This is a genomic window from Streptomyces sp. SID14515 (genome assembly GCF_010548505.1).
GTDB classification, from domain to species: domain Bacteria; phylum Actinomycetota; class Actinomycetes; order Streptomycetales; family Streptomycetaceae; genus Streptomyces; species Streptomyces caviscabies.
Genome location: NZ_JAAGMH010000134.1, coordinates 103579 through 127174, shown reverse-complemented (window position 1 = coordinate 127174; position 23596 = coordinate 103579). Strand labels below are relative to the sequence as shown.

Genomic DNA, 23596 nt, shown 5'->3' with positions numbered 1-23596 from the left:
GGGAAAGCCTTTTCGCAGGCTTTCCCGGGGCCGGTGGCGTGCGGGGCTCGGAACGCGCTCGGACCAGGAGACGCCCCCTCACTCCAGCGCGTCGACCGCGGCCCGCACCGCTCCGTGCCGCCCCAGGAAGTCCGTGCTGTCCGCCCACTGGTCCACGCTCCCGGTCAGCGGCAGGGCCCGCAGTTCCGGGTCGGTGACGGTGCGGGCCAGCGCCCCGGCGAAGCGCTCGGCGTGCAGCACCTGGAACGGGCGGCTGTGGTACGGCCGCCGCCCGGGGTCCACCGTGTCCGCGAGACCCGTGCGGTTCTGCAGCGCGGCCACGGCCTCGTACGCGTCGCAGAGGTGCCGTTCGCGCGCCGGGTGGTCCGTGGCCGCGACGGCCCCCCGCAGCGCGGGCAGCAGCTCACCGGCCACGGGCAGCCGGGCGAAGGCGCTGCCCAGCCACTTGCCGTACGGCGCGTACCGCCGCGCGAGGAGGAGGCACAGGCGCATCAGGTCACGCACGAGCCGCCCAGCGACCACCGCCGACCCCAGCTCGTCCCCCACCTCCGCGCAGCGCCCGACGAACGCCTCCTCCTGCGAGATCCGCTGCCACTGGCAGGCCAGCAGATAGCGCCACACCTCGTCCGGATACCAGGCCAGCTCCTGCCGCGCCCGGGTCAACGCGCCGACGCCGTCGTGGAACACCGCGCCTTCCGCGGTCTCCGCCAGCCTCTGCTGCGGCATGGCCAGCCAGTCGCGGACCACCGGCTGCCCGGGTTCCCCGCCGGGGCCGGGGCGCAGCCCGAGCCGGTCGTGCAGCCACCCGCCGACGTCCCCGACGGAGACACGGTGGTGGACCGGTCCGTCGGTCAGGGCCATCCGACCGATCGGGTCCGCCGGGTCGCCGTGCCGGAAGTGCGTCGGCCAGCCGCGCACGTGCTTGGGCAGCCGCTCGGCGAGCAGGCCGTGCAGCCGTTCCCCGTACGCGGCGGAATCGGCCGGTTCCAGGAACAGTTCCAGGCGCGGGCCCCACTCGTGGTCCGCCGACCGGGCGGTGTCGAAGCCGAGCACCTCGGAGCCGGAGCCGATCCGGGCCGCCGCGTACCGCAGCCCGGGATACTCCGCTTCGAGGACCGGCCGGACGGCCTCCTCGTAGAGGATCCGGGACAGGTCGAGTCCGGGCAGGAACGCGCGATCGGGCATCGTCATGCGGTCACTCTGCGCGGCGCGGGCGGCGCGGGCCAGCCGATTTCCACGCCGCGCCCGGCCGTGCTGCCGGGCGCGCCGTCGGGCCGTGCGGACGTACTGCCGGGCCGTCGGCGGGCCCCGCCGTCCTGCCTCGCGTCAGCCGGTTCCGGCCGCCTCCCCCACCGGCCGCCGGTCCACGATCCGGGCCGTCGCGTCCGCGTCCAGATGGGCGGTGCCCTCCGCGCCGGTCACCGTGACCCGGACCCGGGGGCCCGCCCCCGTACCCGTGCCCGTGCCCCGCGCCACGTCGATGCGCCAGGACTTCGGATCGCGTACGCCCAGGGTCGTGCGGGCCTCGCGGACCAGGGCGGGGAACAGTTCGTACGGGAGCGTCTGGAGGTGCACGGTCCCGCCGGGCGGGCGGGCGGAGTCGCCGCGGATCTCCATACGGCGTGCCTCGATCGTGATCGCGGTGACGTCCGAAGTGCCCGCCCGGGCCTCCAGCTTGGTGGCCGTCTCCCGCATCCGGCCGAGGGCCAGCATCGAGGACGAGGGCCCGGAGACCGTGGTGGACATGGTGAACGTCCGGGAGGAGGAGAAGGAGGAGGACGTAGTGGACGACGGCTTCGATGAGGCTCCCGTATCGCCGTCCTCGGACGTGAACAGCTCGGCCCGGAACAGCAGGACCACCAGCGCCGCGCCCGCCAGCAGCGCGAGGAAACCCAGCAGGCACCATGAGCCGCCCCCGTCGTCGGGGTCCTTGACCAGGGTGGATTCCGGGGCGGAGTCGATCTCCGCCGCCTCGGCCCGGCGGCTCCACTCCGGGGTCGGGCGGGTGACGATCCGCACCTCCCAGGGCTCGTCCGGGCGGTACTCCACGACCGCGATGCCGCGCGGCCGGTAGGCGGGGATGTCGACGAGGTTGATCTGCTGGCTGAACTTCACCCGGTACGCGGGCCGGCCGTCCTCCGGCTCCGGCGCCACGGTCAGCCGGAACTTCACCGGTACATCGGCCATTTCGCCGCTCGTGGCCCGCAGGTCCTCGATCCGGGCGAGGGCGGTCCTGGTCACCGGCGGCTTCCGGCGGGCCGCCTGCCGCCGCCCGTCGAGGACGACGAGGAGGATCAGCAGGACGAGGACGCCGCCCCCGGCGAGGAGGAGCGGCACCCGCTCCAGCATCGCGCCGACCACGAGGGCCGCGAGCGCCGCGCCGGTCACGCCCGAGACGAGCACCAGGCGGAGAACGGAACCGAGCGCGCCCGCCACTGAACTACCTTGCGCAGCACGTCCGTTGACCTCATCGGCGCCCTGCTCGTCCGACGCCCGCCCCGTTGTCCCCATGACCGTGATTGTGCCGGTCGGAGACGATCCGGGGCAGGTGCCGGACGCAGAAAGGCCGTGCGGGCCGGCAGGCGAGGAGTGTCAGTCCTCCCCCTCCAGGTTCCCTTCCGTCTCCAGGTACACCTGGCGCAGCGCGTCCAGCACCGCCGGGTCCGGCTTGGCCCACATGCCGCGCGACTCGGCCTCCAGGAGGCGTTCCGCGATGCCGTGCAGGGCCCAGGGGTTGGCCTCCTGGAGGAACTGCCGGTTCTCCGGGTCGAGCACGTACGTCTCGGTGAGCTTGTCGTACATCCAGTCGGCGACGACACCGGTCGTGGCGTCGTACCCGAAGAGGTAGTCGACGGTGGCCGCCAGCTCGAACGCGCCCTTGTAGCCGTGGCGGCGCATCGCCTCGATCCACTTCGGGTTGACGACGCGGGCCCGGAAGACGCGGGACGTCTCCTCGACCAGCGTCCGCGTGCGGACGGTCTCGGGGCGGGTGGAGTCGCCGATGTACGCCTCCGGGGCCTTGCCCTTCAGCGCGCGCACGGTGGCGACCATGCCGCCGTGGTACTGGAAGTAGTCGTCGGAGTCCGCGATGTCGTGCTCGCGGGTGTCGGTGTTCTTCGCGGCGACCTCGATGCGCTTGTAGGCGCTCTCCATCTCCTCGCGGGCCGGGCGGCCGTCGAGCTCGCGGCCGTAGGCGTAACCGCCCCAGACGGTGTAGACCTCGGCGAGGTCGGCGTCGGTGCGCCAGTCGCGGGAGTCGATGAGCTGGAGGAGGCCCGCGCCGTACGTGCCGGGGCGGGAACCGAAGATCCTTGTCGTGGCCCGGCGTTCGTCGCCGTGCTCGGCCAGGTCGGCCTGGGTGTGCGCCCGTACGTAGTTCTGCTCGGCCGGCTCATCGAGCGAGGCGGCCAGCCGTACGGCGTCGTCGAGCAGCCCGACCGTGTGCGGGAACGCGTCACGGAAGAAGCCCGAGATGCGCAGCGTCACATCGATCCTGGGGCGGCCCAACTCCTCGTACGGAATGGGCTCCAGGCCGGTGACGCGGCGCGAGGCGTCGTCCCAGACGGGCCGGATGCCGAGCAGGGCGAAGGCCTCGGCGATGTCGTCGCCCGCCGTGCGCATCGCGCTGGTGCCCCAGAGGGAGAGGCCGACCGAGGTGGGCCAGTCGCCGTTGTCGGTGCGGTAGCGGGTGAGGAGCGAGTCGGCGAGCGCCTGGCCGGTCTCCCAGGCGAGCTTGGAGGGCACGGCCTTCGGGTCGACGGAGTAGAAGTTCCGGCCGGTCGGCAGCACGTTCACCAGCCCGCGCAGCGGTGAACCGGAGGGCCCGGCGGGCACGAAGCCGCCGTTCAACGCGTGCACGGCGTGGGTGAGTTCGTCGGTCGTGGCCGCCATGCGCGGGACGACCTCGGTGGCCGCGAAGGTGAGGATGTCGGCGACCGCGTCCGGCAGCCCGGCGGCGACACCGGCGACGGCCGCCGGGTCCCAGTCGGCGTCGTCCATCGCCTGGACGAGGGCGCGGGCCTGCTCCTCGATCTCGTCGGCGGCGGTGCGGGTGGCGGCCGACTCGTCGAGCCCGAGCGCCTCGCGCAGCCCCGGCAGCGATGCCGTACCGCCCCAGATCTGGCGGGCGCGCAGCACGGCGAGGACGAGGTTGACCCGGTCGTTCCCGGCGGGCGGGTTGCCCAGCACATGGAGGCCGTCGCGGATCTGGACGTCCTTGATCTCGCAGAGCCAGCCGTCGAGATGCATGATGAAGTCGTCGAAGCCCTCGTCCTCCGGCCGGTCCTCCAGGCCGAGGTCGTGGTCGAGCTTCGCGGCCTGGATCAGCGTCCAGATCTGCGCGCGGATCGCGGGCAGCTTCGCCGGGTCCATGGCGGCGATCTGGGCGTGCTCGTCGAGGAGTTGCTCCAGGCGTGCGATGTCGCCGTAGCTGTCGGCGCGGGCCATCGGCGGGACGAGGTGGTCGATGAGAGTGGCGTGAACGCGGCGCTTCGCCTGCGTTCCCTCGCCCGGGTCGTTCACCAGGAACGGGTAGACGAGCGGCAGATCACCGAGGGCGGCGTCCGGGCCGCAGGCCGCCGACAGACCCGCGTTCTTGCCGGGCAGCCACTCCAGGTTGCCGTGCTTGCCCAGGTGGATCATGGCATCCGCACCGAAGCCGTTGTCGTCGGCGGATGCGGCGATCCAGCGGTAGGCGGCCAAGTAGTGGTGCGAGGGCGGCAGATCGGGGTCGTGGTAGATCGCGATCGGGTTCTCGCCGAAGCCGCGCGGCGGCTGGATGAGGATGAGGAGGTTGCCGCGCCGCAGGGCCGCGAGGACGATGTCGCCCTCCGGGTTGGCGGACCGGTCCACGAACATCTCGCCGGGCGCCGGGCCCCAGTGCCGCTCGACCGCGTGGCGCAGCTCCTCGGGGAGCGTGGCGAACCAGCGGCGGTAGTCGGCGGCCGGAATCCGGACCGGGTTCTTGGCCAACTGCTCCTCGGTCAGCCACTCCTGGTCGTGACCGCCCGCCTCGATCAGCGCGTAGATCAGCTCGTCGCCGTCGCCGGAGACCAGCCCCGGGATGTCCTCCTCGGGCCCGAAGTCGTACCCCTCGGCGCGCAGCCGCCGCAGCAGGGCGACGGCGCTGGCGGGCGTGTCGAGCCCGACGGCGTTGCCGATCCGCGAGTGCTTGGTCGGGTAGGCGGAGAGCACGAGCGCGATGCGCTTCTCCGCGTTCGGGATGGTGCGGAGCTTGGCATGCCGTACGGCGATCCCGGCGACCCGGGCCGCGCGCTCGGCGTCGGCGACGTACGCCGGGAGCCCGTCCTCGTCGATCTCCTTGAAGGAGAAGGGGACGGTGATCAGCCGCCCGTCGAACTCCGGCACCGCGATCTGGGTGGCCGCGTCGAGCGGGGAGACGCCCTCGTCGTTCTCCTCCCAGGCGCTGCGCGGGCTGGTGAGGCAGAGCGCCTGGAGCACCGGCACGTCGAGCCCGGTCAGCGCGCCCGCGTCCCACGACTCGTCGTCACCGCCGGCCGACGCCTCGGCGGGCTTGGTGCCGCCCGCCGCGAGGACGGTGGTGACGATGGCGTCGGCGGCGCGCAGCGCGTCGATCAGCTCGGTCTCCGGCGTACGGAGCGAGGCGACGTACAGCGGGAGCGGCCGGGCCCCCGCGTCCTCCACCGCGGTGCACAGCGCGTCGATGAACGCGGTGTTCCCGCTCATGTGGTGGGCGCGGTAGTAGAGAACGGCGACGGTCGGCGCACCCTCGGGCACCGCACGGGCCTCCCGCTCCAGCGGGCCCCACGCGGGGGCCGGGGCGGGCGGCTCGAAGCCGTGTCCGGTCAGCAGCACGGTGTCGGACAGGAACCGGCCCAGCTGCTCCAGGTTGGCGGGCCCGCCGTGCGCGAGGTAGGCGTGCGCCTCGGCCGCGATGCCGATCGGCACGGTGGACGCGGCCATCAGCTGCGCGTCGGGAGCCTGCTCACCGGTCAGGACCACGACCGGCCGCCCGGTGGCCAGCACCGCGTCGAGGCCTTCCTGCCACGCCCGTACGCCGCCGAGGAGGCGTACGACGACGAGGTCGACGCCGTCCAGCAGCTCCGGCAGTCCGTCGAGGGAGAGGCGGGAGGGGTTGGCGTAGCGGTAGCTGACGGGCCCCTCGGAAGCGCGGGCGCTCAGGAGGTCGGTGTCGGACGTCGACAGGAGCAGGATCATGCTGCGTCAGGCCTTCCTCGGGGTGTCCACGCCCCGGGCGGTGTCGGAGGGGTCTCCCCGCGTCCGGCGCGAAACCGGGCGCTGCGCCCGGCTCGGAAACCGGGCGCTCGGGGAAGGGAGTTCCTGACTCGCCCGGCCGGTGGTGGCGGCCGTGCTCACAGTGGCGGGACCGCGCCGGAATCTCACCGGGCTTCCTCCCCTGTCGCCGTCTGGCGATGGCGGCCTGAACGGACCACCGCCTGCATCCTAAGCGGCGGAGGTGGGGCGGGGCAGAGGGCGGGGGTGCGGTGGTGATCACTGTTTGCGGGCGGTGCCGTGTACGGGGTGCCTGTCGGCGGGGCGGGGACGGCGGGCACGGTCCGACGGGCCGGTGCGGTCCGGCCGCAGGCCGCTGTCCCGCAGGTCAATGGTCCGGCCGCCGGCCGCTGTCCCGCAGGTCACAGGAGCGACCCCGTCGCCCGGAGCGGCCCGGTCGGTATGCTCGCCGCCATGCCCGATTCCGCCTCCTCGCCCCTTTCCGCGGGCGGCGTCTCCCCCCGCAGCGGCGGCGACGCCTGCCCGGGAACGCTGCGGCTGCACCGGGCGGACGACGGTGCGCTGGCCCGCGTACGCATCCCCGGCGGCGTGCTGAGCGCGGACCGGGCGGACGCGCTGCTCGCGGTGGCCGACCGGTTCGGGGACGGTGAGCTGCATCTCACCTCGCGGGGCAACGTACAGCTGCGCGGCCTCGACGCCCGGTGCGGCGGTGAGCTCGCCGGACTGCTCACGGCCGCCGGACTCCTGCCCTCCGCCGCGCACGAGCGGGCCCGCAACATCGTGGCCTCGCCGCTCGCCGGACTGGACGGTTCGCCCGCGCTCGGCCCGTGGCTGACCGAACTGGACGGTCTGGTGTGCGGATCGGCCGCCGCCGCAGCGCTCTCCGGCCGCTTCCTCTTCGCCCTCGACGACGGACGGGGTGATGTGGACGCGCTGGGCGCGGACGTGACCCTGATCGCGGAGGGCGACAGCTGCCTCCTGCGGATCGGGGCCGGGGACGAGGTGTTCCGGATACCGGCCGGGAAAGGCCCGCGCGCCGCGCTCCTGGCCGCCGAGGCGTTCCTCCGCGCCGCCCGGGACTCCGGCGCCTGGCGCGTGAAGGATCTGCCCGACGACGTACGGGCGGAGTTCGTCCACGCCATCGGGTCGGCGGCGGGCGAGGCCGTGCACCGCCCCCGCCCCCGTACGGCGAAGGTTCCGGACCCGGGCCTCGTCACCGGACCGCATGGCAACGCGGCAGAGACAGCAGCCACCACCGCGACCAGCGCAGCGGCCACGACCGCGATCTGTGTCGGCGTACCGCTCGGGCAGCTCACCCCCGCCCGGTGGCGGCTGCTGACCGACACGGCCCGGCGGTACGGCGGCGAGCTGCGGCTCACCCCCTGGCGCGGCGTCGTCATCCCCGGCGCCTTCGGCGAGAGCGGCGCGGCGGAGGCACTGCGCGCCCTGGCGGCGGCCGGGCTGATCACCACCCCCGAGTCCCCGTGGACCGGCGTCGGCGCCTGCATCGGCCACCCGGGCTGCGCGAAGTCGCTGTCCGACGTACGGGCCGAAGCGGGGGCCGCTGTCGGACCGGTCGGGCGGCTCCCTGTGTACTGGTCCGGGTGCGAACGCCGCTGCGGCCACCCCCACGGGGAGTGGATCGACGTGGTCGTCACGCCCGACGGACACCGGATCTCGCACGTACGGGGCGAACGCCGGGACCCCCCGGCCACGGTCCGGAACGACCCGGCGGCACTCGCGGCGACGGTGGCCGCGGCACGCGCCTGAACACGCTCCCCTTCCCCATCCATCCCCATCCGTCCCACCCCATACCGGCAGAAGAAAGCGACAGCACTGTGCACCAGTACGAGAAGGACGGACCGGCGATCTACCGCCAGTCCTTCGCCACCATCCGCGCGGAGGCGGATCTGACCGGGCTGCCCGCCGATGTGAGCCAGGTCGCCGTCCGGATGATCCACGCCTGCGGCATGGTCGACCTCGTACGCGATCTCGCCTTCTCGCCGAACGCCGTGGCCGACGCCCGCGCGGCCCTGCGCTCCGGTGCGCCGATCCTCTGCGATGTGGCGATGGTGGCCAGCGGGGTCACCCGCAAGCGGCTGCCCGCGGACAACGACGTGGTGTGCACACTGTCCGACCCGTCCGTGCCGGAGCTGGCCGCGAAGATGGGCACGACCCGCAGCGCGGCGGCCCTGGAGCTGTGGCGGGACCGGATGGCGGGGGCGGTGGTGGCGGTGGGCAACGCCCCGACCGCGCTGTTCCGGCTGCTGGAGATGATCGAGGAGGGCGCCCCGCGCCCGGCCGCCGTGATCGGCGTCCCGGTCGGCTTCGTCGGCGCGATGGAGTCCAAGGAGGCCCTGGCCGAGCACCCGTCGGGCCTGGAGCACCTGATCATCCGGGGCCGGCGCGGCGGCAGCGCGATAGCGGCGGCGGCGCTCAACGCCATCGCGAGCGAGGAGGAGTAACAGTGACTTCTCCGGTGAAGGACACCCGTACCGGCAAGCTCTACGGCGTCGGACTCGGCCCCGGCGACCCGAATCTGATGACCCTGCGGGCCGTCCAGGCCATCGGCGAGGCGGATGTCGTCGCGTACCACAGCGCCCGCCACGGCCGCTCGATCGCCCGCTCCATCGCGGCGGCGCACCTGCGGCCCGACCACATCGAGGAGGCCCTGGTCTACCCCGTCACGACGGAGACCACGGACCACCCGGGCGGCTACCGGGGCGCGCTGGAGGAGTTCTACGAGAAGGCCGCGGCCCGCCTCGCGGCGCACCTGGACGCGGGCCTGACCGTCGCGGTCCTCGCCGAGGGCGACCCGATGTTCTACGGCTCGTACATGCACATGCACAAGCGCCTGGCCGACCGCTACCCCACCGAGGTCATCCCCGGCGTGACGTCCGTCAGCGCGGCGGCGGCCCGCCTCGGCACCCCGCTGGTCGAGGGCGAGGAGATCCTGACGATCCTCCCCGGCACGCTGCCGGAGGAGGAGCTGACGGCCCGTCTCGCCGCCACGGACACGGCGGTGGTGATGAAGCTGGGCCGTACGTTCCCGGCGGTGCGCGGGGCGTTCGAGGCGTCGGGGCGGCTGGCGGAGGCCCGGTACGTGGAGCGGGCGACGATGGCCGGGGAGCGCACGGGCGAACTGGCGGACATCGACCCGGCGTCGGTCCCGTACTTCTCGGTGGCCGTGCTGCCGAGCCGTATCGACGCGCCGCGCCCCTCCGGACGGACCGGCGGCGAGGTCGTGGTCGTGGGCACCGGACCGGCGGGCCCGCTGTGGCTGACGCCGGAGACGCGCGGAGCCCTCGCGGCGGCGGACGACGTGGTCGGCTACACCACCTACCTGGACCGGGTGCCGGTCCGCCCGGGCCAGGCGCGGCACGGCTCGGACAACAAGGTGGAGTCCGAGCGCGCCGAGTTCGCGCTGGACCTGGCCCGGCGGGGCCGCCGCGTCGCGGTGGTCTCCGGCGGCGACCCCGGGGTCTTCGCCATGGCGACGGCGGTGCTGGAGGCGGCCTCGCAGGACGACTACGCGGACATCCCCGTACGGGTCCTGCCCGGCGTCACCGCGGCCAACGCGGCGGCGGCCCGTGCGGGTGCACCGCTGGGCCACGACTACGCCACGATCTCCCTCTCGGACCGGCTCAAGCCGTGGGAGGTCATCGCGGAACGCCTGCGCGCCGCGGCCTCGGCCGACCTGGTGCTGGCGCTGTACAACCCGGGCTCCAAGTCCCGTACGTGGCAGGTCGGCAAGGCCCGCGACCTGCTCCTGGAGCACCGCTCGCCGGACACCCCGGTCGTCCTGGCCCGGGATGTGGGCGGCCCGACGGAGTCCGTACGCACGGTGCGGCTGGCCGACGTCGACCCGGCGGAGGTGGACATGCGGACGCTGCTGATCGTGGGCTCGTCGCAGACGCGCTGGGTACGGCGGGGCGATGCCGGAGCGGACCGGTCCATCGTCTGGACACCGCGCCGCTACCCGGAGGCGTAGAGCTGCCGCTACCGGAGGCGGAGAACTTCCGCTACCCGAAGGCGGAGAGCTTCCGCTACCCGGAGGCGGAGAGCTTCCGTACGACCCACTCCACGGCCTCCTCGGGCGTACGGGCCACCGGCACCCCTTCGGGCACCGGTGGCCGCCGCACCACGACGACGGGAATCCCGGCCTCACGGGCGGCGGCGAGCTTGGGCGCGGTGGCGTCCCCGCCGCTGTCCTTGGTGACGAGCACATCGACGCGATGGAGCCGAATGATCTCCCGCTCGCCCTCCAGCGTGAACGGCCCCCGATCGAGCAGGACCTCCATCCGGGCCGGGCAGGGCGGCTCGGGAGCGTCGACGGACCGCACGAGGAACCACAGGTCGTCGAGTCCGGCTCCGGCGAAGGCGGCGAGCCCCATCCGCCCGGTGGTGAGGAAGACCCGCTTCCCCAGCCCGGGCAGCAGCTCGGCCGCCTCGGCGAGCGATCCGGCGGTGTGCCAGCGGTCACCGTCCTGGGCGACCCAGCCGGGCCGGCGGAGGGCGAGGAGAGGAACATGGGCCTGCGCGGCGGCCTCGGCCGCGTTCCGGCTCATGGTCGCGGCGAAGGGGTGGGTGGCATCGACGAGAGCGTCCACACCGTGCTCACGCACCCAGGCGGCGAGCCCGTCGCTGCCCCCGAAGCCGCCGACCCGCACCTCGCCGGGCGGCAGTCGCGGGGCGGAGACGCGCCCCGCGAGCGAGGTGGTGACCCGGACACGCCGGTCATCGGCGAGGCTCTCGGCCAGCCGACGCGCCTCGGTGGTACCCCCCAGAACAAGAACGTGCACGTGCATCATCGGAACGGACTCTTCTCATGAACGCTGAGGCGCGGGGCGGTCGCAGTGCCCAACTCAAGCACACCGGTCTGCGCCCCGGCTGGACGACCGGCGCCTGTGCGACGGCGGCGACGACGGCCGCGTACACGGCGCTGCTGACCGGCGACTTCCCGGACCCGGTGAGCATCACGCTGCCGAAGGGCCAGACCCCGGCGTTCGCGCTGGCGGTGGAGGAGCTGGCGGCCGGGCGGGCGAGCGCCGGGGTGGTCAAGGACGCGGGCGACGACCCGGACGTGACGCACGGGGCGCTGGTGAGGTCGACGGTACGGAGGCTGCCGCCCGGCTCCGGCGTGGTGTTCCGGGCCGGCCCGGGCGTCGGTACGGTGACGCTCCCCGGCCTGCCGCTGGAGGTCGGGGAGCCCGCGGTGAACCCGGTCCCGCGCCGGCTGATGCGCGAGCACGTGGAGCGGGTGGCGGCGGAGCACGGTGACGCGGGGGACGTGGAGATCACGGTCTCGGTGGACCACGGCGAGGAGATCGCCCGCTCCACGTGGAACGGCCGCCTCGGCATCCTGGGCGGCCTGTCGATCCTGGGCACGACGGGGGTGGTCGTCCCCTACTCCTGCTCGGCCTGGATCGACTCGATCCGCCGGGGCGTGGACGTGGCACGGGCGGCGGGCCTGACCCATGTGGCGGGCTGCACGGGCTCGACGTCGGAACGGACGGTGCGCGCGGAGTACGACCTGCCGGACATCGCCCTCCTGGACATGGGCGACTTCGCGGGCGCGGTCCTCAAATACGTACGCCGCCACCCGGTCGACCGCCTCACGATCTGCGGCGGCTTCGCCAAACTCTCCAAGCTCGCGGCCGGCCACCTCGACCTCCACTCGGCCCGCTCCCAGGTGAACAAGCCCTTCCTCGCCGACCTGGCCCGGACGGGCGGCGCGGACGAGGACCTGGCCACCCGGATCGCCACCGCCAACACGGGCCTGGAGGCCCTGCGCCTGTGCGAGGCGGCGGGCGTCCCCCTGGGCGACCTGGTGGCGGCCCGCGCCCGCGACGAGGCCTTGGCGGTACTGCGCGGCGCACCGGTCGCGGTGGACGTGATCTGCATCGACCGGGCGGGGGTGGTGGTGGGGCGGGGGTAGTTGGCCGCACACGGCTACTGGACGCCCGCACTTACTGCTTCATTGGGCGCATGCACCGAGAAGACGGCGACCGCCCACCGAGGGCACCCGCACCCCGCCCCCTGCTCCTCCTGGACGTGGACGGCGTCCTGAACCCCTTCGCGGCCCCGGCCTGCCCACCCGGCTACCGCGAACACGGCTTCTTCCCCGACGACGACCCTCCGGTCCGCCTGAACGACTCCCACGCCCCGTGGCTGGCCCTGCTCTCCACCCGCTTCGACCTGGTGTGGGCCACCGGCTGGGAGGACGAGGGCAACACCTACCTGGCCCCGCACTTCGCCCTGCCCCCGCTGCCGGTGATCCGCTTCCCGCCGGCCCCGTTCGCCCCCGCCGCGAAGGTCCCGCCGATCGCGGCCTTCACGGGGGACCGCCCGGCGGCCTGGGTCGACGACGCGCACACGGCGGAGGCCCGGCTGTGGGCGGAATCCCGTGCGGCCCGAACGCTGTTGGTGGCCACGGACCCGGCGCGGGGCCTGACGGAGGAGACGGTGAGGACGCTGCTGAGCTGGTGAGAGAGGGAGAGCGACAAACCAACACGCTTCGCAAAGAGGCCAGTTACGGTAATGCGATGCCACACGACACAACACGCCTCCACCACGTGGGCCACATCGTCGAAAACCTGGCAGAGGCGAGCGTCCTGTACGAACGACTCGGGTTCGTCGTGCCGCCGCCGAGCTGTCCGGCGATGCCACAGAGCGAAGGCGCGGCGCCCGAGCCTTTCGGGGCGGCCAATACGCACGCGGACTTCCCGGACTCCTTCCTCGAACTCGCGACCTGTGTGAAGGACGGCGACGGCGGACGTCTGCCCGCCGACACGCGCCTCGTCCCCTTGGAGGCCCCGGCCGAGGTGTTGCAGCAACTGGTGGAGCGGATCGGGGGGACGAGCGCCAACCTGGCCGCCTACCTCGACCGCTTCCAGGGCCTGCACATCCTCATGTTCTCGTCGCCCGTGATCGAGGAGGCGGCCGCGCGTCTGACGGGGGCGGGTGTACGGCACGGCGGGGTCAACACGGTGCGGCGGGCGGCACCTTCGGGAGCCGACTCGGCGATCGAGACGATCCGCTACCTGGAGATCGACGGGCAGGAGCCGAACACAGCCACGGACCTCGGCACCGTCCCGGAGGGCAGGGTGGGCGTCGTCGCCGACCTCGACCCGGGCATCCAGTCCGCACGACACCTGGACCACCCCAACGGGGCGACGGGTCTGGCCGAGGCGACGCTGTGCGTGGCGGACGAGGACCTGGCCGCCACGCACGACCGCTACGCGACCTACCTGGACCGCAGCCCGCGCCAGGAGGGCCAGGCCCTGATCTTCGACCTCGACGGCGCGGCCCTGAGGCTCATCCCGAAGTCGGCCCTGCCCAGGACCCTGCCGGGCGAGGAGCCACCCGCGCTCCCGGCTCTGGTGGCGTACACCGTAACGGTGCACGACCTGCCCCTGACCCGGGATCTGCTCCACCGCAACGGCGTCCCGGTGCGGGAGACGCCGACCGGCGACCTCTTCGTACCGGCAAAGGCGGCGCTGGGCACGGCGGTCGTCTTCCGCGCCGGGTGAGGCGACGGCCCTCTCAACCACCGCTGAGTGGCGAGCCCCAGCCGGAATCGTGCAGGGCCCGCCGCTCCAGATAGCCGAGCAGATGACCGGCCGCCCGTCCCACGGTGCCCCCTGGTGCCCCGACCGCGACCAGAGCGGCGACGATCCGCTCCCGGACCACGTCGCCCGACCACTCTCCACTCAGGAGAGGCAGAAGCAACAGGAAGCGCCCGGAGACTTCCTGGACGCCGTCGGCCGGAGGCTCGGGGCAGTCGGCGACCCGAATCAGCTCACGCCACGAAAGCCCCGGGCCCAGGGCCGAACTCAAGCCCGCGCCCGTGCCCGGACCGCCGGGGAGGTAGTCGACCCCGAACTCGTCGACCAGATTGCGGTAGACCACGACAACACCGGGAACAGGGTGCCCGTCCGGCACCAAGGCCCGGAACATCGGCCACTGTTCGGGATCGAAGAGCACCTCGGCGAGGGCGTCGGCATCGGCCCCGTCCCCACCGAACCACTCAGGAACGGCCCGCTCGGCACACGTCCCGGCACCGCACATCGCCAGCAGGTGGTTGGCCGAGAAGCCACGCCGCCCCACGAGCGGCTCCCCGCCACGACCGGCCCGTGGCCGTACCCCTCGATCAGCACCCGTGGATTCTCTCAGCGGCCACGTTCCAGGTCCTTGGCAGCGAGGCCGGCCGAACCTGCGGGCCGCCGAGCCGTGAGGCCGACTCATGAATCACGCGAGCTTTCGACCGTCATGGGTACGCAGGCGCGGCGCACCGTCGAGCAGGGCATCGGTGACCCGAACCGCGTAGACCTCGGCCATGCGGCCGGTCACCTCGTCCGGAGTCAGCCATTCAACTGCCGATGCCTCATTCGTCAGTTGCTCGTGACCCCCTTCGACGCGACAGCGGAAGACCAGGGCGACGATGCCTCGGGCAGTGTTCTTGTAGACCCCGGTGAGCCGGTCCACCCGGACCTTGACGCCGGTCTCCTCGTAGACCTCGCGTCGGACGCCGTCCTCGGGGGCCTCGGCCAGTTCGAGCACTCCTCCGGGCGGCTCCCAGGTCCCGTTGTCCACCCGCTTGATCGTGAGCACTCTGCCGTCCTCCCGGACGACCACCCCGGCTACGGACACGGAGTGGAGCGGCGTTGACGGGGTTTCCTGACGGATGTTACTCATGTACATGAGAATAGGAGACTCAGAAGGACTATGGCGAGCAGCGATGTGACCTCTTCGGCCAAGGCTAAGTATCTCCAGATTGCCGACGACCTTGCCGCGCAGATCCGGTCCGGCGTCCTGGGAGCCGGGGCCGCCGTACCGAGCGAGACGGCCCTCATGGAGCGGTACGGCGTCGCCTCGGGCACCGTACGCAAAGCGGTCGCCGAGCTACGGGCGACCCAGCTGATCGAAACTCACCACGGCCGGGGTTCGTTCGTCCGGTCCAGGCCGCCCGTACAGCGCAAGTCCTCCGACCGGTTCCGCCGCGCACACCGGAAGGCGGGCAAGGCGGCCTACCTCGCGGAAGCCGAACAGGCCGGCGGCAAGCCGTCGGTGACCGTCCTCTTCATTGGTCCCACTGAGGCACCGCAGGAGATCGCCGAGCGGCTGGGCGTATCCACCGGTTCCCAGGTCCTCGCCCGCAAGCGCCGCTACTTCAGGGAGGGCGTGCCCACGGAAGAGGCCACCTCGTACCTCCCGTGGGACGTGGTGAAGGACATCCCGGAGATGTTCACCGAGAATCCCGGCGGCGGCGGGATCTACGCCCGCCTCGAAGACCACGGCCACACCCTCTCCGAGTTCACCGAAACCGTCCGGGCCCGCCTCGCGACCAAGGCCGAGGCGACCGCGCTCGCACTGAGCCCGGGCTCTCCCGTGATCCACCTGGTCCGGAACGCGGAAACGCGGGCCGGACGAGTCGTGGAGGTGTGCGACACCGTCATGGCCGCCGACCAGTTCGTCCTGGACTACCGCTTCCCAGCTGCGGACTGAGTAGCCGTCAGGCCCATAACCCGCGAGCGCCCACCCCGGCGGCCCCTTGACTCATATACAGGAGTACGGCACTCTATCGAGCATCACTCATATACATGAGTGAAGGAGATTATCTCTTCTACATGAGGTGACTCATGCCGTCATTCAAGACTGCTGAGGTACGGATGACACTCCGGGTCTCGCACGACTCGGGCCGCACGTGGGGGCCTCTCACGGAGGTATGCGTGGGCGACAACCCGGTACTCCCCGACAACCCTGGCGGATTCCCGCCCTGCGCATGCAGACAGTGCATGGGGCGGAAGTCCATCGACCGTCTACGGATGGTGTCGTGATGCGGTGCAAGCACTGGCGCAGGGTGCCGCTGGGCCTGGTGCAGGAGGCACGGCAGCTGGCTCCGGCCGGGTGCGTCGACCGAGCCGTCCGGTGTCAGCTGTCCGTCCACGAGGGCGACGAGCACTACGGGCTCCTGGCCGAACTCGACGAGTACGGCATCGCCCTCTGGCTCCGCCGGCGTGAGCACTGGATGAACCTCGTCGTGCTGCGGGACTGCGCCGTGGCCGCCCCGGGCCCCGACGGAGACGGCTGCTGCCTGTTCGCCGGGCACCCCGAGCAGCACACCTGGGAAGACACCCCGAGGGAGGTCTCGTGCACCAGCTGATCGCGAGCCCGTACAACGGAACGTTCCTGATCGCCCGCCCCGGCTCCAAGGGCGGCATGCGCATCCCCCGGGCACTGTACGAAGAGCTGGCATCGATCGCCGAGAGCAGCAGCCCTCTGCCAGCCTGGCTCCTCGACCACGCCCGTACGGCCTGGAACGTGGACCTGGCGGGTGCCGTGATGCGGGACGCCGTCCTCATACGCCCCGAGACCCATCTCGGCTACGGCCGGGCCACGTACGAGATCAACAAAGGCTGCAACTTCAACTGCGAGCACTGCTACCTCGCGGAGCGGAAGTTCGAGGGACTGCCCTGGGCGGACAAAATCTGGCTCCTGCACCTATTACGGGACGCCGGGGTCCTGTGGCTCCAGTTCACCGGCGGCGAACCGCTGATCGACCAGGACTTCGTCGACGCGTACACCCTCGCTCACCGCTCCGGGATGCTGATCGAGATCCTGACCAACGGCTCCCGGCTCCACCGCCCCGAGATCATCGACCTCCTGCGCGAACTGCCGGCGCACAAGGTGACCGTCTCCCTCTACGGGGCGACCCCGGACAGCTTCGACTCGCTCACCCGCAAGCCGGGAGCGTTCAAGCTGGTCGAGAAGGGGCTCGTCGCGGCGCGCGAGGCGGGCATCGCGCTGGAGCTGGCGCTGATCATCACCCGGCACAACGCCCATGAGCTGGACGCCATGCGCGCCCTCGCCGATCAGTACGGGGCGGGCCGCCAGGAGTACGGCACGATCTCCCCCACGTACACCGGCGCACCCGAGCCGCTGGCCGCGCAGGCACCCGGCTTCCTGGACAAGACCAGCGTCTTCAAGGGCTGCCCCGCCGGCCACACCTTCTTCCACGTCGACCCGCACGGCCTGGCGACCATGTGCAAAGTCGGCCGCGAGAACCCCGTCGACCTCATGACCGAGGGATTGGACGGACTCCTCCGCCTGCCCGGCATCGCCGATGCCCAGATGCTTCGCACCGGTGGCTGCGGCGGCTGTCAGCTCTCCGGCACCTGCCGGGTCTGCCGACCGCTCGCCAAGGCGTACCAGGAGGCGAAGGCACCACTGAACACCTACTGCCAACACGGAAGCGAGGAAGCGTCATGACCGCTGTCATGGTGGAGATCAGCCCCCGACCGCAGACCCAGGAAGAGCCCGAGGGAGTGATCCTCCTGGACGACCTGGAGGTGCTGTCCGAAGGGGCCATCCCGGGCTGCAACGACGACAACCCGTACCGGTAGCCCCCCGGTCGCGCAGAACCGCGGGGGCTTCCGGACGTTCTTCCGTCCGGAAGCCCCCGCACCACTGCCCGCCCACACCCGCACCCGCCTCCGTGGAAGAGTGAAGCCCATGGCGACCACCCGCATCGGCCTCGACCAGCTGCCGCCCGCCGCCCGCGCCGCCATCGAGAAGCACACCGGCCCCCTCCTCACAATCGAGGAGACAACCGAGGGCTTCAACAGCGAGATCGCCGCCCGCGTCACCTCCACGACGGGCACCTGGCACATCAAGGGACTGCGCACCGACCACCCCCGCGCCTGGACCCAACGACGGGAAGCCGCCGTCGCCCCCTTCCTCACCGGTCTGGCCCCCACCCTCCGCTGGCACGTCGAAACAGCAGGCTGGGACCTCCTCGGCTTCGAACCGCTCAGCGGCCACCACGCCGACTACGCCCCCGGCTCCCCCGACCTGCCCGAAGTCGCCACCCTCCTGCGCCGCGTCGGCGAAACCCCCTGCCCCGACATCGAACTCCGCCACGCCGAACAACGCCTGGCGAACTACACCACCCACCCCGACGACCTCCACCACTTCGCCGGACCCCACCTCCTCCACACCGACCTGAACAACACCAACGTCCTGGTCGACGACCATGCGCCCCAGGGCGATCGGGCCCGCCTGGTCGACTGGGCCTGGGCAACTCGCGGCGCGGCCTGGCTCGACGCCGGCTACTGGGTCATGTGGCTCATCGCCGCCGGACACACCCCCGCATCCGCCGAACACTGGGCCGCCGAAATCCCCTCCTGGCACACCGCCCCCGCCGAAGGCATCACCGCCTTCGCCGCCGCCAACGCCAACATCTGGTCCGAGATCAGCCAAGCCGACCCCAGCCCGTGGACCCTGCGCCTCGCAACAGCCGCTGAGGCCTGGCACGCACACCGCAGGGCTGGTTGAGCCGAAGCGGTGGAAGTTCTGGCCACCGCTAGACAGCGGCGCCACCTACTGGATGGGAAGTCAGGCGCAACCAGCAGGGCGGCACCCTGGAGTCTTCGAGCGTCGACTTCAGCGACGACGGCTGCACGGACTCGGACGCAGGGTGATCGATTCTGCCGATCGGACATAGAACACCTTGCCGTTCCTCAACGAGGGGGCAGCCCACTGGTCGCCTGCGCCGACTGACCACTGCCGCTGCGTTCCAGGAACCGCTGCTCTCAGGAGTTCGGCCCTCGGTTCCGTGGGCAGGCAGGTCACGCGCTTTGGCTGCCGCAGCGGGTTGTTCAGGAACGCGACGGTGGGACGCCGTTGCTGCCAACCGCAGGCAGCCCACGCGTGCCGACCTCTCACTCGCGAGAGTCACTATTCCGTCACATAGCCCCCACGAAATCTCCATGTGCTACATGATGCGATCACGATCTACTCGTCCTTGGGGGACTATGCGCGCCGCCACCGCCCTGCTCCCTGCCGTATCGGCCACACTGCTGGCCGGATGCGGCGACTCCGACTCCCGCACAGACGGCAAGGCCAGCAACACTCCGAGGCCCTCGCCATCCACCGAGTCGACCCCTGCCAGCCCGACGCAGCCCACAGCGCTGGCCATCGGCGAGCCCTACAGGTGGACACACCCTGCCACCCCGGAGAACGTCGCAACCAGCGGCATCAGCACCGTCATCGGCTACGAACAGCCCGTCTCTGTAAGGAACTGGCCCGCCGATGCGACCGATGCGGAGAATCCTGAGTGGATTGCCGTCGAGGTGAAGGTCTGCAATGACAACGGCGACGACATCACGGTGTTTCAGACCCCATGGTCTCTCGGTTTCCGAGATGACACCCGCGTCGAGACGAGGGGACTCATCGGCTCCGGCCTGCCGAAGCCGGAGTACCCGGTGGACGGGGGAACACTACGTCCGGGCGACTGTCTACGTGGAAAGATTCCGTTCGTGGTCGAGAAGGGGCAGCGGCCGGATCGGATCATCTACCAGGGTGGCGAGATCGGCCCCGTCGAGTGGGCCGTGCCGGCGAGTTAGCGCTTCACCGACGGTCGAGACGTCCCGCACCGAGGCGAAGGCGCCCGGGGGAGCCCTATCGACCGCTTCATCCTGAAGCAACTGAAATGCTGACTACCCATGATCTCTTGTGCTTTCACCTGCACTGATGGTACGCAGACGTCCACGGGTGTTCGCCAATGTGCGTCGCGGTTGTCACGCACTTAGACACTCACCGAGCCACCCTCCACCTGCTGAGCCCGTCATTGCGTTCAACTTGATCATCGATCGCCTCCAGTCCGGGCTACTCCCTTTTGGTGTGCTCTGCACCCGAGCGCTAGCTAGCTAGCTAGGGTATTGATCTTGTGCAGAACTTGCAGCATTTCGGCAGGAATCTCATCCTGGTTAATGCGTTTCGCGAGCGCATCAAAAGACACACCCTTATATCCGTTGCTCTGCAAGTGCCGATTTAGCTGCGACATAATTTCTTTCGGCGGGCAAACCGATTGCCTGTATTCCACTTTAGACCATCGTGGCGTAAAGTCGGCAAGAGCGGCAGCAGTAATGTTTACTTCGTGGTTTTTCCCCGACCGCTCCACGGACTGGCGCTCAAAATTCACCCTGGCAAAGATGTCCCCCTGCATGGAATTCATGATTTCACCCATGACTCGTTCTACCTCGACAAGCGGACAACCCGAAATTCGGGCAATCGCGGTCGGGGAGATTAGGTAGCTTTCGAGTTCTTTCTTAGACCATACATGGCATTCAATGCCTGCTTCTCTCAATTTTCCCGTGACCGAATCGACCTGGGACTGTGTCCTATAGTCACGATCCAGGATAATGATCGAACCAACCGACCCCTTCAAGAAGTCTTTGACCAACCAGCCGAATGCTTCGGCGCTGCTCCAGTTCGAGTATCCGTTGATCGGGACTACGGCGAGCTCCATATCTGCAACAATATTCGTATATCCGAGATTCTTGGCAAGCATCCTTAGGGTTCTCAGGTCCTTACCCTCGACGAAAACAATCCCTTTGGCACGCAGAGCCTTCGCCATGCCCAGATTGAATGCAGTTCCCAGGGATGTGCTAAGCGTTTCGAGCCCCTCCCTGCGAGGGGCTCGAATGGCGTTTCGCTTGGATTTGTCAATCCATACGATCGACTTACTGTCTGCCTCAGCCAGCACTTCGCTAGAGTGAGTCGCCAATACCACTTGAATTCCCAGCGAGTCGATCAACCTTACTAGTCGCCGTTGCAGGTCAGCATGCAAGAACACCTCGGGCTCATCGAGGATCAAGGTGGGATATTCTTTGAGGCGGTGAATATGGAGGAGGAGTTGGAGCCAAATCTGCACTCCGTCTCCAGCCCAAACGAGTTCTTTCTCCCGACCGCTTCCCGGTTCGGTGTAAAAGACGTCAATACTTGACTCGGGTCCGTATTGGGCTACTGGTTCCGATGAATGAATCTAAGTCAGATTGGTGATCTTCTGCCGGGTCGTGGCTCGCAGGACCCAAGGCCAGCGCAGCGGTTCGCCGGTCGCGTTGAACGGCCAGCCTGGGAGGACGCACAGTCTCGGTGATGTCTGTAGGAGCAACGGCCGAGGCCGCGAAGGGCCCCGCAGCGCCGTTCCTCTCCCGCCCCTTACTCCGCCTCCGCCTCCACCTCCGACAGCGCCTCCGTGATCATGCGGGTCGCGAAGTTCTGGTCGTCCGTCATGCGGTTGATGTGTTCCGCGAGCAGGAACGCCGTCGCCTCCAGCGCGGTCAGTTCCGCTTCCGTCCAGTCGCCGTACTGCTTGCGCCACAGGGTGGGGCTCAGGCCGGTGGCGGCCGCGATGGCCAGGCCCGCCATCGTGGGGACCGCCTCGGGCGGGACGCTTCTCGGCAGCATTTTCAGGGACGTGACGAGGGTCGGCACCACGTACTCGATGACGTCCTTCTCGTGCGCCTCGTGGGCCTCCCGGAGCCACTTCATGTACAGATAGACGAGTGTGCACGCCCCGTCCCGCACGTCGTCCAGGCCCTCCGGGCCGAGTGACGTGAGGAGTTGCTGGACCAACTGTTCCTGTTCGGGATCGGCCCCGCTCCTGCCCGCGTGGACGGTCCTGAGCCGGGAGTCGATCAGCATGAGCGCCGCGCCCACATCACCGGCGGGAGCGTATCGAGGTTCGAAGGGCGACAAGGCGGAAGTCCTTTTCGGGCCGGCTGCGGGTGGGCAGCGCGCGGTGCCCGAGTGCGCTTCGTACCTGTGCGCACTCGGACGACTACGCAATCGACTCTCCCCGATCCGTTGCCGCGACGCCGGGCGTTTCGCGGATCTGGGCGGCCCTCGCCGTCACTTCCGCCAGAACAGGTGATGTGTCACGCCGCTCGGGCTGGGCACCGCCTCCAGGTGGTAGCGGTCCAGCAGTTCGTCCGGCGACCCCCACAGGCGCAGGCCCGTGTCCAGCTTCACCGGGGAGACCGCCACGTGCAGGGTGTCGATCAGGCCGGCGTCGAGGAACTCGCGGATCGTGGTGACTCCGCCGCCGAGCCGGACGTCCTTGCCGCCCGCCGCTTCCTTCGCCCGGTCCAGCACCGTCGCCGGGTCGGCGTCGACGAAGTGGAACGTGGTGTCGGAGAGGGTGAACGACGGGCGCTCGTGGTGCGTCATGACGAACACCGGGGTGTGGAACGGGGGTTCCTCGCCCCACCAGCCCTGCCACTCGTGGTTCTCCCAAGGGCCGCGCTGCGGGCCGAACTTGTTGCGGCCCATGATCTCCGCACCGATGTTGTGGGCGAAGTCCCGTGTGAAGTAGTCGTCCAGGCCGCGACTCCCACCGGGGTCCGTGCGGTTCGGCCAGCTCGCCGTCGCGCCCGCCCAGGAGAAGAGCCGCCCGGGGTCGACGTGGCCGAACGGCCGCTCCAGCGTCTGGTTCTCACCGGCGGCGACCCCATCGCTCGACACGGTGAAGTTCTGGACCTTCAGCAGCTGTGCCACGCCGTCCTCCTGCGTTCTCTGTGCTCGGTGTTCTCGGTGTCGGTGATCAGACCGGATCCGCCGCCGGAACTCATCGGTGCCGGCCGACCCAGGGCCCTCCCACTATCGCCCCCGGCCCGCCGTACGCTGCTGAGCCGCACCGCCTCAGCGATCAACAGGGGAGCCCATGAGCGAGCAGCCGGACCGTAAGCCGTTCCTGTACGTCGTCGTCTGCGCGGCCGGGGTCGCCCGCGAGGTCGACCGGCTGTTCGCCGCCGCGCAGGACGCCGGGTGGGACGTGGGCGTCGTCGCCACCCCGCAGGGGCTCGGGTTCCTGGACGCGGCGGCAGTCGAGGCGCGGACCGGGTATCCGATCCGCTCCGCCTGGCGCTCCCCCGGCGACCCGCGGCCGTTTCCGGACCCGGACGCGATCGTCGTCGCGCCCGCCACGTTCAACACGATCAACAAGTGGGCGGCCGGAATCTCGGACACCCTGGCCCTCGGCATCCTCTGCGAGGCGTACGGGCTCGGCGTCCCCACCGCCGTCCTCCCAGCCGTGAACTCCGTTCTCGCGAAGCACCCCGCGTACGGGCAGAGCCTGGCCCGGCTGCGCGACATGGGCGTCCTCATCGGTTCCCGTACGTACCAGCCGCCCGCGTCCGACGGCGACGAGGAGCCCTTTCCCTGGGACGAGGCCCTGGAGCTGCTCGCCCCCACGATCTCGGCGCGAGCGCCCCGGCCGCCTGCCTAGTCCCGCGGCGCGTATACGGAGTTCGTCGAGTACTGGTGCGTGCGGGTAGGCGCCCGGGCCGTGTCCGGCAGTCAGTTGCTCGGGACGGCCGGTCCTTGCCTCGGGCACACGGCCCACCGGTTCGGGCGGCTCGGCGACGAGACCCTGGCGTCGGCTGGGCAGTTGGCGGCACGCTCCGAGGCCGACCCCTCGGGTACGGACGCGGACCGGCAGCCAGGGCGAAGCGCCCTTCTCCGGGAAAAGCCCTGGAGTTGCTCGCGTCCGGTGATCCTTTCGTGACGTGAGGGTCAG

At 70.9% G+C, this 23596-nt stretch carries 22 protein-coding genes and 1 riboswitch; of the genes, 13 read left to right on the top strand and 9 right to left on the bottom strand.

Annotated features, from left to right (window positions below; genetic code table 11):
* Positions 1-78: 78 nt before the first annotated feature.
* The 3 genes from G3I54_RS31945 to cobN all read right to left on the bottom strand — a co-directional run bounded on the left by G3I54_RS31945 (position 79) and on the right by cobN (position 6198).
* Positions 79-1191, bottom strand: coding sequence for a DUF4037 domain-containing protein (locus tag G3I54_RS31945; protein WP_164619786.1), 1113 nt, complete (start codon positions 1189-1191; stop codon positions 79-81).
* 135 nt (positions 1192-1326) lie between these two features.
* Positions 1327-2511 carry a hypothetical protein gene (locus G3I54_RS31940; protein WP_203687443.1) on the bottom strand — a complete coding sequence of 395 codons (1185 nt, stop codon included), beginning with the start codon at positions 2509-2511 and terminating at the stop codon, positions 1327-1329.
* 81 nt (positions 2512-2592) lie between these two features.
* The gene (gene cobN, locus G3I54_RS31935; protein WP_164619783.1) at positions 2593-6198 is read right to left on the bottom strand and encodes a cobaltochelatase subunit CobN; all 3606 of its coding nucleotides are present in this window, start codon (positions 6196-6198) and stop codon (positions 2593-2595) included.
* A gap of 117 nt (positions 6199-6315) precedes the next feature.
* Positions 6316-6395: riboswitch (cobalamin riboswitch) on the bottom strand.
* A gap of 280 nt (positions 6396-6675) precedes the next feature.
* On the opposite strand from cobN, the gene G3I54_RS31930 reads away from it, so the two are divergent.
* From G3I54_RS31930 to G3I54_RS31920, 3 genes are all read left to right on the top strand, one after another.
* On the top strand, positions 6676-8004 hold the full coding sequence (locus G3I54_RS31930) for a cobalamin biosynthesis protein CobG (RefSeq protein WP_164619781.1): 1329 nt from the start codon (positions 6676-6678) through the stop codon (positions 8002-8004).
* Positions 8005-8072: 68 nt separating this feature from the next.
* Complete coding sequence (locus G3I54_RS31925; RefSeq protein ID WP_164619779.1) at positions 8073-8699, top strand: precorrin-8X methylmutase; 627 nt, start codon at positions 8073-8075, stop codon at positions 8697-8699.
* 14 nt (positions 8700-8713) lie between these two features.
* The gene (locus tag G3I54_RS31920) at positions 8714-10225 is read left to right on the top strand and encodes a precorrin-2 C(20)-methyltransferase (RefSeq protein ID WP_164619876.1); all 1512 of its coding nucleotides are present in this window, start codon (positions 8714-8716) and stop codon (positions 10223-10225) included.
* A 55-nt stretch (positions 10226-10280) separates the two neighbouring features.
* Here G3I54_RS31920 and G3I54_RS31915 read toward each other — a convergent pair whose 3' ends face one another.
* On the bottom strand, positions 10281-11042 hold the full coding sequence (locus G3I54_RS31915) for a cobalt-precorrin-6A reductase (RefSeq protein WP_164619878.1): 762 nt from the start codon (positions 11040-11042) through the stop codon (positions 10281-10283).
* A 20-nt stretch (positions 11043-11062) separates the two neighbouring features.
* On the opposite strand from G3I54_RS31915, the gene G3I54_RS31910 reads away from it, so the two are divergent.
* From G3I54_RS31910 to G3I54_RS31900, 3 genes are read left to right on the top strand one after another with little or no spacing between them, the layout of a single operon-like run.
* Entirely contained in the window at positions 11063-12172 is a 1110-nt protein-coding gene (locus G3I54_RS31910) for a cobalt-precorrin-5B (C(1))-methyltransferase (protein WP_164619777.1), read from the top strand.
* A 50-nt stretch (positions 12173-12222) separates the two neighbouring features.
* Positions 12223-12723, top strand: a complete 501-nt coding sequence (locus G3I54_RS31905; RefSeq protein WP_164619775.1) for an HAD domain-containing protein — start codon at positions 12223-12225, stop codon at positions 12721-12723.
* Between the two features lie 56 nt (positions 12724-12779).
* A complete protein-coding gene (locus G3I54_RS31900) occupies positions 12780-13766 on the top strand; it encodes a VOC family protein (protein ID WP_164619773.1) in 987 nt (328 codons plus the stop codon).
* Positions 13767-13779: 13 nt separating this feature from the next.
* Here G3I54_RS31900 and G3I54_RS31895 read toward each other — a convergent pair whose 3' ends face one another.
* Together G3I54_RS31895 and G3I54_RS31890 are read right to left on the bottom strand one after the other, a co-directional pair.
* Positions 13780-14343, bottom strand: a complete 564-nt coding sequence (locus tag G3I54_RS31895) for a hypothetical protein (protein WP_239144673.1) — start codon at positions 14341-14343, stop codon at positions 13780-13782.
* Between the two features lie 141 nt (positions 14344-14484).
* Positions 14485-14943, bottom strand: a complete 459-nt coding sequence (locus G3I54_RS31890) for an NUDIX hydrolase (RefSeq protein ID WP_164619874.1) — start codon at positions 14941-14943, stop codon at positions 14485-14487.
* An 18-nt stretch (positions 14944-14961) separates the two neighbouring features.
* On the opposite strand from G3I54_RS31890, the gene G3I54_RS31885 reads away from it, so the two are divergent.
* The 6 genes from G3I54_RS31885 (at position 14962) to G3I54_RS31865 (ending at position 19640) form a co-directional block, all read left to right on the top strand.
* Positions 14962-15741 (top strand): GntR family transcriptional regulator, encoded by a 780-nt coding sequence (locus tag G3I54_RS31885; protein WP_164619771.1) that lies wholly within the window; start codon positions 14962-14964, stop codon positions 15739-15741.
* Between the two features lie 331 nt (positions 15742-16072).
* On the top strand, positions 16073-16399 hold the full coding sequence (locus tag G3I54_RS31880; protein WP_164619769.1) for a hypothetical protein: 327 nt from the start codon (positions 16073-16075) through the stop codon (positions 16397-16399).
* Positions 16387-17505 (top strand): radical SAM protein, encoded by a 1119-nt coding sequence (locus tag G3I54_RS31875; protein ID WP_164619767.1) that lies wholly within the window; start codon positions 16387-16389, stop codon positions 17503-17505. The genes G3I54_RS31880 and G3I54_RS31875 overlap by 13 nt, the downstream gene beginning before the upstream one ends.
* Positions 17502-17639: a hypothetical protein gene (locus G3I54_RS39130; RefSeq protein WP_203687441.1), complete on the top strand. Its 138-nt coding sequence runs from the start codon at positions 17502-17504 to the stop codon at positions 17637-17639. The genes G3I54_RS31875 and G3I54_RS39130 overlap by 4 nt, the downstream gene beginning before the upstream one ends.
* Before the next feature lie 109 nt (positions 17640-17748).
* A complete protein-coding gene (locus tag G3I54_RS31870) occupies positions 17749-18570 on the top strand; it encodes an aminoglycoside phosphotransferase (RefSeq protein WP_164619765.1) in 822 nt (273 codons plus the stop codon).
* Positions 18571-19049: 479 nt separating this feature from the next.
* Complete coding sequence (locus G3I54_RS31865) at positions 19050-19640, top strand: DUF4352 domain-containing protein (protein ID WP_164619763.1); 591 nt, start codon at positions 19050-19052, stop codon at positions 19638-19640.
* A 299-nt stretch (positions 19641-19939) separates the two neighbouring features.
* On the opposite strand, the gene G3I54_RS31860 is transcribed toward G3I54_RS31865, so the two are convergent.
* From G3I54_RS31860 to G3I54_RS31850, 3 genes are all read right to left on the bottom strand, one after another.
* Positions 19940-21016 (bottom strand): ATP-binding protein, encoded by a 1077-nt coding sequence (locus tag G3I54_RS31860; RefSeq protein ID WP_343240484.1) that lies wholly within the window; start codon positions 21014-21016, stop codon positions 19940-19942.
* Positions 21017-21237: 221 nt separating this feature from the next.
* On the bottom strand, positions 21238-21723 hold the full coding sequence (locus tag G3I54_RS31855; protein ID WP_164619870.1) for a hypothetical protein: 486 nt from the start codon (positions 21721-21723) through the stop codon (positions 21238-21240).
* Positions 21724-21930: 207 nt separating this feature from the next.
* On the bottom strand, positions 21931-22575 hold the full coding sequence (locus G3I54_RS31850; RefSeq protein WP_164619761.1) for a dihydrofolate reductase family protein: 645 nt from the start codon (positions 22573-22575) through the stop codon (positions 21931-21933).
* A 166-nt stretch (positions 22576-22741) separates the two neighbouring features.
* On the opposite strand from G3I54_RS31850, the gene G3I54_RS31845 reads away from it, so the two are divergent.
* Positions 22742-23305: a flavoprotein gene (locus G3I54_RS31845; protein ID WP_164619759.1), complete on the top strand. Its 564-nt coding sequence runs from the start codon at positions 22742-22744 to the stop codon at positions 23303-23305.
* The last annotated feature ends 291 nt before the right edge of the window (positions 23306-23596 follow it).